This is a genomic window from Poseidonocella sedimentorum, from assembly GCF_900116005.1.
Lineage (GTDB): Bacteria > Pseudomonadota > Alphaproteobacteria > Rhodobacterales > Rhodobacteraceae > Poseidonocella > Poseidonocella sedimentorum.
In genome coordinates this window covers 101792-114665 of the sequence record NZ_FOYI01000007.1, presented here as the reverse complement: position 1 = coordinate 114665, position 12874 = coordinate 101792, and the positions used below count along the sequence as shown (strand labels likewise).

Sequence of the window (12874 nt, the reverse complement as noted above, 5' to 3'; positions counted from 1 at the left end):
TCTGCCGCCGTTTGCCTCAGCCGATCCCGGCAAGCGCGCTGCGAAGGGTCCGGACGGCCTGCGGCGTGCGCGGGCCGAAACCGGTGGCGAGCAACCCGTCCATGCGCAGAATGGCCCCGGACCGCCCGGCGGGCGTGCTGGCGAGCGCGGGCAGGGCGAGCAGTGCGGCGTCATCGAGCCCGTGCTGCGGCCCCGTCTCCATCAGCAGAATGAGGTCCGGCGCGGCGGCGATCACCGCCTCGTCGCTCACTGGCTTGTAGCCCTCCAGCCCGGCGAAGACGTTGGTCCCGCCCGCGAGTGCGATGAGCCCGTCCGCGCCGGTGTCGGCGCCCGCGACCATCAGCCGCCCGCCCTGGGCCGAGAGGATGAACATCACGCGGCGCGCCGGGGCCGGGGCCTCACCAAGCGCCGCGAACCCGGCCGCAACCTCGGCCATGAGCGCCTCCGCCGCGTCGGGCCGGCCAAGAGCCGCGCCGATCACCGCGATCTTTTCGGCGATCGCGTCGGGGGTGTAGCCCTCGGGCACGGAGACGAAGCCGGTCTCGGCGGCGCGGAGCACGTCGATCGTCTCGACCGGCCCGGCGCCGTCGGTGGCGAGGATGAGATCGGGCGCGACGGAGAGCACGCCTTCGGGCGAGAGGCGGCGCAGGTAGCCCACGTCGGGCAACGCGCGCGCCTCGGGCGGGAAGGTCGAGGTGGTGTCGCGCGCGACCAGCCGGTCTCCTGCGCCGAGCGCATGGACGATTTCCGTCACCGTGCCGCCGAGCGCGACGATTCGTGCGGGCTCGGCGGTGGCGCCGCGCGGGGCGAGCGCGCCCCAGCCGAGCAAGAGAAGGAGCAACAAGGCGCCCGCGATTCGGCGGTGGGCGGAAGCGGCGAGGAACGGTCTTTGCATGGTCATTGGCTTTCGAGCAGGCGCGGGGGGCTTGCTGGATCCGGCACAGGGCGGGCCGCGCGGCGCGCCAAGGCGGCGCGGCAGCGGGCGGTCGGATCGGAGCTGGCCAAGGCGCGGAGGATTCCGCGAACCCGGTGGAAGATTTATCTTGACGATTTCTATCAGATTAAATAGCCGCATCAACCTGTAACAGGTCGCAACCGCGTGAAGCGGCCCGGGAGCGGGCCGGCAAGGCGGCGCGGCGATCCATCGCGAGACCGGCGGACGGGGGCGCATGGGCCCGAAACCTACCCCGCGCCGGGGACCGACGGAGGGCGATACCGCCACCCGACCGTCCGATACGCAAGAAGAGGAGAGACGATGACCTTTCACCAACGGCTTTGCGGCGCGCTCGTCGCGATCACGGCCCTGGCCCAGGCGGCCCAGGCGCAGGATGACGCGGCCTCGGGCGCGGCGGCCCCCTCGGCCCTCGCCATCGAGTTCAACTCTCTCAACCAGCTCGACGGCGCCTGCCGGCTGACCTTCCTTGCGACCAACGCAACGGGCAGCGATATCGACGGCGTCTCGCTCGAGGCGGTGCTCTTTACCACGCAAGGCGCGGTCGAGCGGCTGACCATCTTCGACCTCGGCGCGCTGCCCCAGGGGCGGCCGCGTGTGCGCCAGTTCGACGTGCCGGGCCTGAGCTGCGACGCGGTCGGGCAGGTGCTCGTCAACGGGTTGGCCTCTTGCGAAGGGGCCTCGCTTACGCCTGCGAGCTGTTTGAAATCATTGACCCTTTCCAGCCGGACCAGCGCGGAGCTTCTGGGATGATCTATCTTGAAATGATCACCGAACGCCTCGCCGCGATCATGGAGCTTGGAGGGCCGGTGGTGATGCTGCTGCTCGGGCTCTCTGTGGTCTCGCTCGCGGTGGTGCTGTGGAAATTCTGGCAGCTCGCCTATCTCGGGGTCGGCCGCCACCGCCAGATCGCCCACGCGCTCGATCTGTGGGACCTCGGCGACCGGGCCGGCGCGCGCGCCGCTCTTCAGATGAGCCGCAGCCGTCTCGCCCCGGTGCTCTCGCGCGCCGCGTCCGGCAGCGGCAGCCATGGCCGCGCCGTCGCCGAAGCGGGCGCTGTGCTTGACCGGATGGAACGCGGCTTCCGCATCCTCGACAGCATCGCCCAGATCGCCCCGCTCCTTGGCCTTTTCGGCACCGTGCTCGGCATGATCGGTGCGTTTCAAGCGATGCAGGAAGCGGGCGCCAACGTCGATCCCTCGACCCTCGCGGGCGGGATCTGGGTCGCGCTGCTGACCACGGCGGCGGGGCTTGCGGTGGCGATGCCCACCTCGCTGATGCTGACTTTCTTCGAATCGCGCGTGGCGCGGGCGCGCGGCGTGGCCGAGACCGCCATCGAGACGATCTTTGCCCCGAGCCAGCCTACCACGCAGGCCGCCCCCGCGCCCGGGGAGACGCTGCACTCCGATGCCGCTTAGACGCCCCTCCCGGCGGCGACGCCTCTCGATGACATCGCTCATCGATGTCATCTTCCTGCTGCTGTTGTTCTTCATGCTGAGCTCGACCTTCACCCGCTATGCCGAAATTCCGCTCACCGGGGCTTCCGGGGGCGGGGCCGTGTCGGGCGATCAGGTGGTGATGTTCCTGCGGCTCAACCCCGAGGAGGCGCTGCTCAACGGGCGCGGGCTCTCGATCGAGGAGACGGTCGAGACGCTGCGCGAGGCTGAGGAGGGCACGGCGCGGACGCTGCTGGTCACCACCACCGAAGAGGTGACGACCCAGCGGCTGGTCGATCTGCTGATCGCGCTCGACACGGTTCCGGATCTCTCGACGCAGGTGCTTCGCTGATGGCCCTCAAACGCCCCGCCGCCCGACAAAAACCGGAGCCCACCATCGCGCTGATCAACGTGGTGTTTCTCATGCTGATCTTCTTCATGGTGACGAGCACGATCGCGCCGCCGATGGACGAACGCGTGCAACTCACCAGCACGTCCGAGCTGGAGGGCCGTCCGCCGCCCGATGCGGTGGTGCTGCTGCCGGACGGGTCGATGACCTGGCGCGGCGAGCCGATCGACCTGGCCGGCGCAGTGGCGCGAAGCGCGCCGGTGGAGGACGCGGCCGTGCCCGTGGCGGGTGAGCCGCCTGCGATGGAGTTGCGTCTCGTGCCGGATCGGGATCTGCCGGCCCAGCTTCTGATGGAGCGGGTGGCGGAGCTGACCGAGGCCGGGGCGGGGCAGATATTTCTTGTGACGGAACGGGGGCTGGACTGATGCGTGCGCGGATATTCGGCGGGGCTGCTCTTGCGATTTCGGTGGCGGCCCATGCGGTGGGGCTGGTGCGCTATGGCGAGGCGCCGGAGCAGGTTGCGGCCACCTCCGCGCCCCCGATGCAGGCGCAATTCGGGACCGGCTTTGCCGATCTGGTCACGGGCACGGTGGTGCCGGCGGCGCCGGAGGTGACCGACGCGCCCGCGCCCGAGGAGGTGCAGCCGCCCGAGCCGGTCGAAGTGACGCCCGAGGTCGCCCCGGTGGAGACCGCGCAGGCCGAGCCCGCGCCCGTGCTGACCCAGGCCGAAAGCGCCGCGCCCGCCGCGCCGGTGGCTGTGGGCGAGGCCGAGCCGATGACCATGGCCGCGCTCGTGCCGCTCTCGCCCGTCACGCCGACGCCGCCGGTGGATCCCGCGCCGGTCACGCCGTCGGTCTCCGCGCCGATCACGCCGTCCGAGACCGCGCCGACGCCGGTTCAGCCCGTCGCGCCGCCCACGGTAACGCAGGCCGAGACGCCGCCGCCCGAGGTGATCGAGGCCCAGCCCGAGACCGTCGTGCAGACACCCGATGACACCGACCTGCGCCCGGTCGCCCGTCCGCGCGACATTGCGCGGACCCCCCCGAAGAAGACCGAGCCGAAAAAGCAACCGCCGAAGCCCGCCGCGGTGGCCGCGGGCAATGCCGACCGCGACGAGGTCCGCGGCGCTGCCGCCGCCAGCACCTCGGCCGCGCCCGCCGCCAATGCGGGTCAGGGCCAGACCGAAAACGCCACCGCCGCCACCGAGCGCAAGGCCGCCGCGGCCTACCCCGGCAAGGTCAACCGCAAGCTGAGCCGGACGCGCAAGGCCCGCTCGCGCAGCAAGGGATCGGCGATCGTGCAGTTCAAGGTCGCGCGGAACGGCGGGCTCTCTGCGGTGCGCATCCTGCAAAGTTCGGGAGATACAGAGCTAGACCGGCTGGCGCTGGATCACACGCGGCGCGCCTCGCCCTTTCCCGCGCCGCCGGCTGGGGCGCAGACCGTCTTCAAATATCGCTACAACACCCGCTAGGGGCGTCGCGTTCGGCGCAGTCCGTTTACTAGGTAAACAATCCCCGCTAAGCTTTGGCCAAACCGGAGGGACAGGGGAGGCAAGCGGGTGACAGCCGACGATCGACACGGCGCAGAGACGGGCCCCGAGAGCGCGGGATCGGTGCTTGAGACCCTGATCGGCTATAACCTCAAGCGCGCCTATGTGATCGTGCAGGCCGATTTCCGCGAGGCGCTCGGCCAGGACGGGCTCGGCCCGCGGGCCTTCTCCGCGCTTTCCTTCGTCGTGCAATTTCCCGAGATCACCCAAAGCGCGCTGGCGCGTAAACTCGGGATCGAGCGCTCCGGCCTCGTGGCGATTGTTGACGATCTGGAACGGCGCGGGTTTCTGCGGCGCACGGCGGTTCCGGGGGATCGCCGGTCCCACGCGCTGGTCGCGACACATGTGGGGCAGGCGGCGCTCCGTTCGGCGCAGGATGCGGTGCGCGCGCATGAGGCGGCGCTGTTGGCGCATATGACCGAGCAGGAGCGGGAGATGCTGATCACGCTGCTCCGCAAGATCCGCGCGCGGGAGGGGTGAACATGGCGGGAGATTGCCTGCGGTTCGGTGGCGCGATCCGACGGGGGCCGCGATGAGCGGCACGGGGTTCTGGACGCCGGTCTTCGACATCGAAAAGCGCGGCGATGGCAGCATCCTGATGCGCCAGAACGACCCTCTCACGGACCACCGCCCGACGCTGGCCGACGCGCTAGACCACTGGGCCGAGACCGCGCCCGACCGTCCCTTCCTCGCCCGGCGCGCGCCGGGCGGCGGCGACTGGCGGCGGATCAGCTACGGCGCGGCGCGCGCGGCGGCGCGGGCGATGGGCGCGTCGCTCCTGACGCTCGGGCTGGGGCCGGACCGGCCGCTCCTGATCCTGTCGGAAAACAGCCTCGAACACGCGCTTCTGGGCCTCGCTTGCACCTGCGTCGGCATACCCTTCGCGCCGGTCTCGCCGGCCTATTCGCTGGTCTCCAAGGACCACCGCAAGCTCCGCGAGATCGCCCGGACGCTCCGGCCCGGCGCGGTCAACGCCGACGATCCCGAGGCCTTCGCCCCCGCGCTCGCGGCGTTGGCGGCGAGAGGGCGACACGTGATTTCCAACGAGGACGGGCCAGGCCGGATCGGGCTCGAGACCCTGCGCGGCGGCGATCCGGCAGGGGCCGAGGAGGCGCGCGCGGGCGTCGGGCCCGAGACGATCGTCAAGTATCTCTTCACCTCCGGCTCCACCGGCGCGCCCAAGGCCGTCATCAACACCCACTCGATGATCTGTGCCAACCAGGCGATGGTCCGCGATTGCTACCGGTTCGTGGCAGAGCGCCCGCCCGTGGTGCTCGACTGGGCGCCGTGGAACCACACGGCGGGGGGCAACAAGGTCTTTTACCTCGTGATGACCAACGGCGGCACGTTCTACATCGACGATGGCCGCCCCGTCTCGGGGCGCTTCGACGAGACCCTGCGCAACCTGCGCGAGATCGCCTGCACGTGGTACTTCAACGTGCCGCTGGGCTACGACCTTCTGGTCGAGGCGCTCGAAGGGGAGCCCGCGCTGGCCGAGATGTTCTTCCGCGATCTGGGCATGATGTTCTACGCGGGGGCCGGCATGTCGCAGATCACATGGGACCGGCTGCGCGCCGTCGCGCGCCGGACGGCGGGGCGCGAGGTGCTGCTGGCCACGGGGCTCGGCGCAACCGAGACCGCCCCCTTCGCGCTGGCCTGTACCGAGGTGCAGGAACGGGCAGGCAACGTGGGCGTTCCCGCGCGGGGGCTGACGCTCAAGCTGGTGCCTCAGGGCGGCAAGCTGGAGGCGCGGCTCAAGGGGCCGACGATCACGCCCGGCTACAAGGGCGATCCGGCAAAGACAGCGGAGGCCTTTGACGAGGAGGGGTTCTACAAGCTGGGGGACGCGCTGCGCCCGGCCGACCCGGAGGATTTCACCAAGGGGTTCTTCTTCGACGGGCGTATGGCGGAGAACTTCAAACTGACAAGCGGGACATGGGTCCCTGTCGGCGCGGTGCGCGCCGCGCTGGTCGATGCGATGGGCGGGCTGGTGCGCGATGCGGTGATCGTGGGCGAGAACGCACCGGAGCTCGGGGCGCTGCTCATCCTGAGCGAAGCGGGCGCGGCGATGGCGCCCGAGGCGCGGGAGGCGGCGCTTGCCGAACGGCTGGCGGCGGCGGCGCGGGCCGCGACGGGGTCGGCCAGCCGGGTGCGCCGCGCGCTCGTGCTCACCGAGCCGCCGAGCTTCGAGCGCGGCGAGGTGACCGAGAAGGGCTCGCTCAACCAGCGCCAGATGCGCGGCAACAACGCCGAGGCGATCATGACGCTCTATGACGGCGGACCGGGCGTCCTGACCTTCTAGAGCGCGTCGATCACGTGGACGAGCCACAGGGTGATTGCCGGGAACCCGGCGAGGAGCACCACCCGCAGGATATCCGTCAGCACGAAGGGCATCGCGCCGCGATAGGTCTCGCCGATGGGCGTGTCGCGGGCCATCGAGTTGATGATGAAGAGATTCATCCCCACAGGGGGCGTGATCAGCCCCACCTCCACCACGATCAGCACGAGGATCCCGAACCAGAGCCCGAAGTCATTGGCGCTCATGCCGAAATCGAGCGTGGCCATGATCGGATAGATGATCGGCACGGTCAGCAGGACCATGGAGAGCGAATCCATCACACAGCCGAAGGCGAGGTACATCAGCAGCACGATGGTAAGCACCAGCCACGGCGAGAAGCCCTGTTCGCCGACCCAGACGGAGGCGGTCTGGGGCAGGAAGGTCAGCGACAGGAAGTTGTTGTAGAGCTTGGCGCCGAGGATGATCATGAAGATCATCGCCGAGGATGAGGCGGTCGCGAGAATCGCGTCGCGCAGCCGGGCCCAACTCATCTCGCCCGTGGCGAGCGCGGCGACGAATGTGCCTGCCGCGCCGACGGCGGCGGCTTCGGTCGGGGTGAAGATCCCGGCATAGATGCCGCCGACCACCACGAGGAAGATCGTCAGCACCGGCCAGACCTTGCCGAGCGCGACCAGCCGTTCGGCCCAGGGCACGCGGGGTTTGACCGCGGCGCTGTTGGGGGCGACCCGCACCCAGACCGAGATCGCGACCATGTAGCCGATGGCGGCGAGGATGCCGGGCACGAGCGCCGCGACGAAGAGCTTCTCGATGTTCTGCTCGGCGAGGATCGCGTAGATCACCAGGATGACCGACGGCGGGATCAGGATTCCGAGCGTGCCCCCCGCGGCGAGGGCGCCGGTGGAGAGCGAGCCGGGGTAGCCGTAGCGCTTCATCTCGGGCAGCGCGACCTGTCCCATGGTGGCCGCGGTGGCGAGCGACGAGCCGCAGATCGCTCCGAACCCCGCGCAGGCTCCGACCGCCGACATGGCAACCCCGCCGCGCCGGTGGCCGAGGAAGCTTTCGGCCGCGCGGAAGAGCGAGGCGGACATGCCCGAGAGCGTGGCGAACTGGCCCATCAGCAGAAAGAGCGGGATGATCGAGAAGGAGTAGTTGGAGAACTCGCCGTAAACCATCGTCTTGAGTTGGTTGAGCACCATCGCGGGTGTGCCGATGACGAGGTAGTTGCCGAGCACGCCGACCGCGATCATCGCCAGTGCAATGGGCGCGCGCAGGAAGACGAGCAGCAAAAGGACGGGGAAGGACCAGAGCGCGAGGGCGATCGGTGTCATGGCTCAGCCCTCCAGACCGGCGAGGCGGCGCGCCGAGCGCAGCACGCAAAACAGCGCGACGAGCACGAAGCCGACGGCGCCGACGAGGCTCGCGGCATAACCCTGCCAGACCGGGATCTGGGCGATGAGTGTGGTGTCGCCATAGGCGAGCCTGTCCTGCATCCCCAGATAGAGCCGCCAGCTTCCGACCGCGGCGACCACGGCCATGCCGATGTTGAACAGCAGGTCGAGCCCGAGCGAGAGCCGCGCGGGCATCGCGGGCTGGAAGAGGTCGACCCGGGCATGGGCATCGCGCAACTGGGCCCAGGGCAGAAAGGCGAATACCGCCGCGGCCATCGCGATTTCGGTCATGTCGTAGATCCCCTTGATCGGACCGATGCCGATATCAAGCGGCACCAGCGCGCGCCCCGCAATCGACACGCAGGTCATCCCGACGATGAGCAGCAGCACCAGCCCGCCGGCCAGCGCCAGGGCGCGGGCGATGGCCTCCGCCGCGCGATGAAGCCCTTGATACATCCGTGAAGTCCCCGAACCGAAAAAGGAGAGAGGGCCCCCGCGGGCCCTCTCGGTGGTCGTGCTGCGGCCGCGATCAGCCGCCGTGCTTGGCGATCAGGCCGCGCGCCTGTTCGATCAGCGCGGCGCCGTCGATGCCCTTGTCGTTCATCTCGGCGATCCAGTCGTCGATCACCGGCTGGGCCGCCTCTTTCCAGCGGGCGACCTCGGCCTCGTCGAGCTCGACGATGGTGTTGCCCGCGTTTACGGCGATCTCGCGCGCCGGCGCGTCCATGTCATACATGACCTGTGTGGCGAAGGCCGACAGCTTGGCGCCGGATTCCGCGTCGAGGATCGCCTTGAGATCATCGGGCAGGGCGTCATACTTGGCCTTGTTCATCGCCAGAACGATGGTCGCGGTATAGAGCGCCTCGTCGCCCGCGAACTCGGTGTGGTTCTCCACCAGCTCCGCCAGACGGATCGAGCTCGTGACCTCCCACGGCACCACAGTGCCCTTGACCACGCCCTTGGAGAGCGCTTCGGGGATCGCCGGAAGCGGCATCCCGACCGGCGTCGCGCCGAGCTCGGAGAGCAAGTTGTTGATGATCCGGGTCGGGCCGCGCATCGTCACGCCGCTCATGTCCTCAAGGCTCTCGACCCCGTCCTTGGTGTGGATCAAGCCGGGCCCATGAACCCAGGCGCCGAGGATCTGGACATCGCCGTATTCGCTCTCCTGCCAGTCGGTCTCGACCATCTCCCAGAAGGCCGAGGCGGTGGCGACCGGATCGGTCATCATGAAGGGCAGCTCGAACACTTCGGTGCGCGGGAAGCGGCCGGGGGTGTAGCCCACGAGCGTCATGATTATATCGGCCACGCCATCGCGCGCCTGATCCATCAGCTCGGGCGGGCGGCCGCCGAGCGACATGGCGTCGAAATGCTGGAACGCGATCCGCCCGCCGGAGGCTTCCTCGACGCTCTCGGCCCAGGGCTTGAGAATCATGGACGGAACGGGCGCGGGCGGCGGCAGGAACTGGTGCAGCCGGAGCGTCACATCCTGCGCGGTTGCGCTGCTGCCGATCATCCCGGCCGCAAGGGCGCCGGCGGCTAGAATGCGTGTGAAAAGTCGTGTGTTCATGGGGGTCCTCCCTGATCCTCCCGTGGGTATCGCGTTGCCGCGATCTTGTGGCAGGTTACGCCATAAGCCCTGCCTGTGAAATGTGCCTTCGCGTCCTAAGAGTGGTAGAAATCGCGCATCGGCGGGCCCTCCGCGCCGGGCGGAGTTCAGCGAAACTTCGGCTCCCGTTTTTCGAGAAAGGCGCGCATACCCTCCTGCGCGCCCTCGGAGGTCTGGGACATCGAGGCCGCGAGGCTCTCGGCGAAGAGCCCGTCGCCGCGCGCCATGTCGGCGATGCGGGGCAAGGCGTTGATCATCAGATAGTTGGAGAAGGGCGCGTTGGCGGCCATCCGCGCGGCCAGCTTGCGCGCGAGGTCCAGCCCCTCGCCATCGCCCACCGCGTAATGCGCCAGCCCGAGTTGCAGCCCCTCATCGGCGCCATAGCGGCGCCCGGTCAGCATCATCTCGCGCATCCGGTCCGCCCCGAGGATGCGGCCCACGCGGACCGAGGCCCCGCCGCCGACGAAGATCCCGCGACGCCCCTCGGGCAGTTCGAACCGTACGGAAGGCTCGGCGATGCGGACGTGCGTCGCGCTCGCGATCTCCAACCCGCCGCCGATGACCGCCCCGGTCAGCACCGAGACCACCGGCAGGCCGCCGTATTCGATCAGCTCCGAGACCCGGTGCCAGTTGCGCGAATGATGGACCCCGTCGACCGGGGCGCGATGCTGGTGCTCGGCCAGATCGAGACCGGCGCAGAAATGCCCGCCTTCACCGCGCAGGATCACCGCCGCGACCCCGTCCGGAGGCGCCGAGAAAAACGCATCCAGCGCGTCGATGAGCGCGTCGTTCATCGCGTTGCGCTTTTCCGGGCGATCAAAGATGAGCTCTGCGATCTCGCCTGTGATTTCGATCCGGATGATCGGCCGATCTGTCATGGGCATCCCTTCTGCAGCGGGCCGGTCAGGCCATCGGGTGGTCGAGAAGTGTTGTACCGGTAAACAGTTTTGCAGTATAGCGTTATTCTCGCGCGGGGGGCGGCTGCTCCCGCTGCTCAGGCCGCTGAAAGGACCCGACATGGTCGATTTTTCCAAGGTGGAGGCGATCGACTTCCACACCCATGCCGAAGAGCCCTGCGACAGTTGCCGCGATGACGGGTACAACGAGTTCCAGACCGGCATGGCGGCCTATTTCCGCAATCCCGCCGGGGCCGAAGGGATGCTGCCGACGGTGCAGGATACCGCCGCCTACTACCGCGCGCGCAACATCGCGGCGGTGATCTTTCCGGTGGACGCGGAGCGCGAGACTGGCTTCCGGCGCTACTCCAACGAGGAGGTGGCGAGCCTCTGCGCGGAAAACGACGACATCCTGATCCCCTTCGCCTCGGTCGATCCGCACAAGGGCCGCGCGGGCGCGCGCGAGGTGCGCAGGCTGGTGCGGGAGTTCGGCGTGCGCGGCTTCAAGTTCCACCCCACGATGCAGGGGTTTTTCCCCAACGACCGCGCGGCCTGCTACACCGTGCTGGAGGCCTGCGCCGAGGAGGGGGTGATCACGCTCTTTCACACCGGCCAGACCGGTGTCGGCTCGGGGATGCGCGGCGGCATGGGGATGCGGCTGAAATACTCCAATCCGATGCATATCGATGACGTGGCGGTGGATTTTCCCGACATGAAGATCGTCCTTGCGCACCCCTCCTTTCCATGGACCGAAGAGGGGCTCGCCGTGGCGCAGCACAAGCCCAACGTCTACATCGACATGTCCGGCTGGTCGCCGCGCTATTTCCCGGAGATTTTTACCCGCTATGCCAACTCGATCCTGAAGCGGAAGATGCTCTTCGGCTCCGACTGGCCGGCCATCACGCCGGACCGCTGGCTCAAGGATTTCGCCGAGGCGCCATTCAAGGATGAGGTCCGCCCGCTGATTTTGAAGCAAAACGCGCTGCGGCTCCTGGGCGAGGTGGAGTGACCATGACCGACAACAGGATTCTGATCGTCGGGGGCGGGATCGGCGGGCTCGCGATGGCGCTGACGCTGCAACAGATCGGCGTGGATTGCGTGGTCTTCGAGGCCGCGCCGGAGATGAAGCCGCTCGGGGTTGGCATCAACCTGCAGCCCAACGCGGTGCGCGAGCTCTACGATCTCGGGATCGGGGCGGCGGATCTGGACAGGGTCGGTCTGCCCGCCGAGGAATGGGCGCTTGTGGGCCTGAACGGGCGCGAGGTCTATGCCGAGCCGCGCGGGACCAAGGCGGGGTATCACTGGCCGCAATATGCCGTGCATCGCGGCGCGCTGCATGTGTTGCTCTACGAGCGACTGATCGAACGGGCCGGGCCCGGGGCGGTCCAGCTTGGCACGCGGGTGACAGGCTATCGGCAGGACGGGGGGCTGGTGACGGCCACGGTCGAGGGGCCGGATGGCGAGTCGCGCGAGGTCTCCGGCCGGCTGCTGATCGGGGCGGATGGCATCCATTCGGCGGTGCGCGCGCAGATGCACCCGGACCAGCCGCCGATCCACTGGGGCGGCGCGCTCATGTGGCGCGGCACGTTGCGCACCCGCGCGATCCGCACGCAATCGTCTTTCGTCGGGCTCGGGACGCACCGGCACCGGATGGTGATCTACCCGATTTCCCGCCCCGATGCGGATGGGCTCTCGCTGGTCAACTGGATCGCCGAGGTGACGCTGGACAATTCCGGCGGCTGGCAGCAGGACGGCTGGTTCCGGCCCGTCACGGTGGAGAGCTTCCTGCACCATTTCGAGAGCTTCCGTTACGACTGGCTCAACGTGCCGGAGATGCTGCGGCAAACCGATTGCGCCTATGAGAACCCGATGATCGACCGCGATCCGGTGGACACCTGGGTCGACGGGGCGGTCGCGCTCATGGGTGACGCGGCCCATGCGATGTACCCCACCGGCTCCAACGGCGCGAGCCAGGCGATTGTCGATGCGCGCGTGATCGGGTCGCAGCTGCTGCGTCACGGGATCACGCCGGACGCTCTGGCCGCCTATGACGCGCAGCTCTGCGCGCCGGTGTCGGAACTTGTGCTGCGCAATCGCGGCAACGGGCCTTTCGGGCTGCTCAACCTGCTGGACGAACGCTGCGGAGGGGTGTTCGAGGATATCGATGCGGTCATCCCGGCCGACGAACGCGCGGCGTTCATGGCGCGCTACAAGGCCGCCGCCGGGTTTGCGATGGAACAGCTCAACGCGGCGCCGCCGACGATCGGCCCCGGTGCGCGCCTCACCACCCAGCACGATCTGTCGAACGCCTGAGCTTTCGGAGCTTTTCGTTTTCCAGGGAAGGGGTGGGGCGCTGGTTTTGCGATCCGCGCCGGCCTCTGGATCGTCGTCTTTATCGG

General features: G+C 68.9%; 14 protein-coding genes. 9 read left to right on the top strand and 5 right to left on the bottom strand.

Going from position 1 to position 12874, the window contains the following annotated elements; all coding sequences use genetic code 11:
• Positions 1–16: 16 nt before the first annotated feature.
• Positions 17–901: a heme/hemin ABC transporter substrate-binding protein gene (locus BM353_RS11350; RefSeq protein ID WP_245759634.1), complete on the bottom strand. Its 885-nt coding sequence runs from the start codon at positions 899–901 to the stop codon at positions 17–19.
• Positions 902–1255: 354 nt separating this feature from the next.
• On the opposite strand from BM353_RS11350, the gene BM353_RS11345 reads away from it, so the two are divergent.
• The 7 genes from BM353_RS11345 to BM353_RS11315 all read left to right on the top strand — a co-directional run bounded on the left by BM353_RS11345 (position 1256) and on the right by BM353_RS11315 (position 6588).
• Positions 1256–1705 carry a hypothetical protein gene (locus tag BM353_RS11345; protein ID WP_092080934.1) on the top strand — a complete coding sequence of 150 codons (450 nt, stop codon included), beginning with the start codon at positions 1256–1258 and terminating at the stop codon, positions 1703–1705.
• Entirely contained in the window at positions 1702–2370 is a 669-nt protein-coding gene (locus BM353_RS11340; RefSeq protein WP_092080932.1) for a MotA/TolQ/ExbB proton channel family protein, read from the top strand. Before BM353_RS11345 ends, BM353_RS11340 begins: the two co-directional genes overlap by 4 nt.
• Entirely contained in the window at positions 2360–2740 is a 381-nt protein-coding gene (locus tag BM353_RS11335; RefSeq protein ID WP_281248120.1) for a biopolymer transporter ExbD, read from the top strand. The genes BM353_RS11340 and BM353_RS11335 overlap by 11 nt, the downstream gene beginning before the upstream one ends.
• Complete coding sequence (locus BM353_RS11330; protein WP_092080928.1) at positions 2740–3162, top strand: ExbD/TolR family protein; 423 nt, start codon at positions 2740–2742, stop codon at positions 3160–3162. Before BM353_RS11335 ends, BM353_RS11330 begins: the two co-directional genes overlap by 1 nt.
• Entirely contained in the window at positions 3162–4208 is a 1047-nt protein-coding gene (locus BM353_RS11325; RefSeq protein ID WP_092080926.1) for an energy transducer TonB family protein, read from the top strand. The genes BM353_RS11330 and BM353_RS11325 overlap by 1 nt, the downstream gene beginning before the upstream one ends.
• An 87-nt stretch (positions 4209–4295) precedes the next feature.
• The gene (locus BM353_RS11320; RefSeq protein ID WP_092080924.1) at positions 4296–4766 is read left to right on the top strand and encodes a MarR family winged helix-turn-helix transcriptional regulator; all 471 of its coding nucleotides are present in this window, start codon (positions 4296–4298) and stop codon (positions 4764–4766) included.
• Between the two features lie 52 nt (positions 4767–4818).
• Entirely contained in the window at positions 4819–6588 is a 1770-nt protein-coding gene (locus tag BM353_RS11315; protein WP_092080922.1) for a feruloyl-CoA synthase, read from the top strand.
• Here the strand turns inward: BM353_RS11315 and BM353_RS11310 are convergent.
• From BM353_RS11310 to BM353_RS11295, 4 genes are all read right to left on the bottom strand, one after another.
• Complete coding sequence (locus tag BM353_RS11310) at positions 6585–7913, bottom strand: TRAP transporter large permease (RefSeq protein WP_092080920.1); 1329 nt, start codon at positions 7911–7913, stop codon at positions 6585–6587. The two genes, BM353_RS11315 and BM353_RS11310, sit on opposite strands and share 4 nt — an antisense overlap.
• Positions 7914–7916: 3 nt before the next feature.
• Positions 7917–8429 carry a TRAP transporter small permease gene (locus BM353_RS11305; protein WP_245759633.1) on the bottom strand — a complete coding sequence of 171 codons (513 nt, stop codon included), beginning with the start codon at positions 8427–8429 and terminating at the stop codon, positions 7917–7919.
• A 73-nt stretch (positions 8430–8502) separates the two neighbouring features.
• The gene (locus BM353_RS11300; RefSeq protein WP_092080918.1) at positions 8503–9540 is read right to left on the bottom strand and encodes a TRAP transporter substrate-binding protein; all 1038 of its coding nucleotides are present in this window, start codon (positions 9538–9540) and stop codon (positions 8503–8505) included.
• Positions 9541–9686: 146 nt separating this feature from the next.
• Positions 9687–10457: a crotonase/enoyl-CoA hydratase family protein gene (locus BM353_RS11295; protein ID WP_092081128.1), complete on the bottom strand. Its 771-nt coding sequence runs from the start codon at positions 10455–10457 to the stop codon at positions 9687–9689.
• Positions 10458–10596: 139 nt separating this feature from the next.
• Here BM353_RS11295 and BM353_RS11290 point away from each other — a divergent pair, with 139 nt between their 5' ends.
• The gene (locus BM353_RS11290; RefSeq protein ID WP_092080916.1) at positions 10597–11484 is read left to right on the top strand and encodes an amidohydrolase family protein; all 888 of its coding nucleotides are present in this window, start codon (positions 10597–10599) and stop codon (positions 11482–11484) included.
• 2 nt (positions 11485–11486) lie between these two features.
• Positions 11487–12788 (top strand): flavin-dependent oxidoreductase, encoded by a 1302-nt coding sequence (locus BM353_RS11285; RefSeq protein ID WP_092081126.1) that lies wholly within the window; start codon positions 11487–11489, stop codon positions 12786–12788.
• Positions 12789–12874 lie beyond the last annotated feature (86 nt).